This window comes from Dactylosporangium sp. NPDC000244 (assembly GCF_040300725.1).
Classification (GTDB): Bacteria; Actinomycetota; Actinomycetes; order Mycobacteriales; family Micromonosporaceae; genus Dactylosporangium.
This window is the reverse complement of record NZ_JBEPEH010000105.1, coordinates 1-2,423: the sequence shown is the minus strand read 5'-3', so window position 1 is coordinate 2,423 and position 2,423 is coordinate 1. Positions and strand designations below refer to the sequence as shown.

Here is a 2,423-nt window from a genome sequence, read left to right as displayed (position 1 = left end):
GAATTTATTTATGAAAAAAATTATTAGAGCAGTTCTTGTAGGATTGACCTTAACAGCTTTTATGGTTATTGCATTTGGAGTAAATGTTCAAGCTGAGGAGCAGGTTATTGTAGAATCGGATTCAGCAATATTTGAATCTGACAGTATAATCAATAACAATGATATTTTCCAAACCCAAGCTCAAGCTAAGGCTGGTCCAGTTTGGTCTACGACTTCTTTTACGGTGACAAAAAGTGGAAGAAAGGTTACAGCTGTTTGGAAATTGAAAACAAATGCTATAATTAACCGAGTGAACGCTGTTTATAATATTGGGATTTTGGGACAAACGACTTCTCCGGGAAGCTATTCCCCAAAATCTGGTGGTGTGACTATTTCTCAAACTTGGACGTATAAAAAAGGAGGAACTTACAGAATAAATGGGGTTGCTCAAATTTATACTTCAAAGGGAAATGCAAGTTGTTTTTCTCCTGTACGTGTGGTTTCAATTAATTAATATTTTTGGAGGATATGAAAATTGTACGCGATTGAATTAGCTATTACCTTAAACAAAAACAGTGAAAACTACTCTGAAAAATTTGATATTGTGGCGCTACCATTTATTCCAAGAAAAGGGGAAAAAATCCTATGGAATGGGCAATTGTATAAGATTTCAGACGTTATGTATGGTTTTGAAACAAGTGAAGAAGAGTATGGATTCATAGTTAGTCCTGAAATACAAACGTCAATCGCTTCGGATATTTCATATAAAGTTTGGCTAGAAGAAGTTATTTAAACCCTTAGTTAACATAATCTCGATTAACACAAGACGCCCGTCAATCAAGCGATTGACGGGCGTTCTTTGTGATTTTCAATTGGTCTAGCTATGTTTGATCACTAAAATACTGGTAAATCAAGCTTCTTCTCTTTGGGGCGTTTGTGAAGAAACCGGGGGGGCGAGTTGGAACGGTGTTATGTTCCACTCCAGACTTGTCGCAAGATAAGCGAAATGTTGCGTTTCTAACAAGCGTAAAATACAGCGAACTTGATCCGCTGTTTTGTCGGACGCAATGGCTAGGCACTCCACAAAGTCAGCAGGCAAGGAGAAAACGGAACGATTCGCTGTTTGCCACCCCTTGACGATCATGGGATCGAATTCATACCGTCGACAAAAATCACTCACCGATAAACCAAGGTGCCCCACGATATACGCAGTAATCGGATAGCTGTCAACATAAGCTGAAAACGGCATACACAATCCATCCTTTCAGCGCTATCTTAGGGTTCACGGAAAAAGTGCCACCACTTCTTCTTTCTTTCTTGTTTCGGTCGCACGACTTCATTTTCAGAAGTGAATTTCTCTTCTTGCTCTGAGGGGCTCTCATAAGCGTTCTGAGGCGTTTTAAAATTTTCTGAATCATTATTCGATTCTTTGTTTAAATCGCCTGATAAGCGTTCCTGCGACGTCAGAAGCAGTATTTGTTTGTTCGCTTGCAAAGTTAGCTGTTGTTGCTGATCAAGAAGTTTTTGTTGTTGGGCTAATAACGACTGCAGCTGATCAATTTGTGCGTCCTTTTGTTGCAACTGTGAAAACAACTTCGTTTCTATACTGTCAGAGCTTGCTGTGTTAGGAATTTCGAACGCTTCAAGCAACTCGGGACGTCCTAGCTTGTCAGCAAGGTGCAACACCCCCGACCATAGAACTGTCTTGTATCCTTGGCTATTTTTGGCAAGGAACGTTGGCTCTAGGTTGTCAACATGTTTCCTCATGGCTTGTCTACTGATACCAAAAAATTCTGCAAGTTCTTTTACTGTCAACATTTCTTTTGGTTGTCTATCCGTTGTCAAAAGGTTGTCACCTCAGTTGCTTTTTTCTTTTAGTATACATGAATTTGATTCGATTATCGATTTCTTTTAAGGCGTCTTAAAAGTGGTCATGTAAAGCCCTAACACCCTAAATTAAACGTGGGACAAACTTTTTATTACGAGGGGGTCGCACATAGGATCTGAGTGCTATATTAAAATATGCAAGGATCAAAATAGTCGATAGGGCGGGTATGCTATACTCATTTATGGCAACTGCCCCGAGAGGGGGTGTAAATATGTTTGAGACCTTGATATCACTGATTATCGCACCACTTCTTGTGGGGATAGTATTAATACTGTTTGATCGCTGGCTAGACGATTAGTCGATAATCGAAGCAGTTGCCTTCTGGCACCAACGCTGAGTCGCAACAGCGCAAAAAAAAAGCCCTCCTATTCGCAGTAGGAGGGCTTTTTGGTGTAAATATGCTTTGTTCTTGATATCACTTCGCACGTTTATTATAGCAAGGAAGGATTAAAAAATCAAAATCAAGAATCTTGAGTAACTAAATACCATCTGCTTCAAAGGCTCGATACAAGAGCGCATTATTCGTGTCAATGTATTGTTGTAAAATGTGTTTAAA

General features: G+C 39.5%; 5 protein-coding genes. 3 read left to right on the top strand and 2 right to left on the bottom strand.

Translation table 11 applies throughout. From position 1 onward, the window contains the following. Positions 1 to 493, top strand: a 493-nt coding sequence (locus ABT369_RS57665; protein ID WP_350627226.1) for a hypothetical protein, incomplete at its 5' end; no start/stop codon positions are given. 21 nt (positions 494 to 514) lie between these two features. Further along, the gene (locus tag ABT369_RS57660) at positions 515 to 772 is read left to right on the top strand and encodes a hypothetical protein (protein ID WP_311948678.1); all 258 of its coding nucleotides are present in this window, start codon (positions 515 to 517) and stop codon (positions 770 to 772) included. 117 nt (positions 773 to 889) lie between these two features. On the opposite strand, the gene ABT369_RS57655 is transcribed toward ABT369_RS57660, so the two are convergent. Together ABT369_RS57655 and ABT369_RS57650 are read right to left on the bottom strand one after the other, a co-directional pair. Further along, a complete protein-coding gene (locus ABT369_RS57655) occupies positions 890 to 1,228 on the bottom strand; it encodes a hypothetical protein (RefSeq protein ID WP_350627224.1) in 339 nt (112 codons plus the stop codon). Positions 1,229 to 1,254: 26 nt separating this feature from the next. Further along, on the bottom strand, positions 1,255 to 1,824 hold the full coding sequence (locus ABT369_RS57650; RefSeq protein ID WP_350627222.1) for an HTH domain-containing protein: 570 nt from the start codon (positions 1,822 to 1,824) through the stop codon (positions 1,255 to 1,257). 209 nt (positions 1,825 to 2,033) lie between these two features. Here ABT369_RS57650 and ABT369_RS57645 point away from each other — a divergent pair, with 209 nt between their 5' ends. Beyond that, positions 2,034 to 2,165, top strand: coding sequence for a type I toxin-antitoxin system Fst family toxin (locus ABT369_RS57645; RefSeq protein WP_306462005.1), 132 nt, complete (start codon positions 2,034 to 2,036; stop codon positions 2,163 to 2,165). Positions 2,166 to 2,423: the final 258 nt, after the last annotated feature.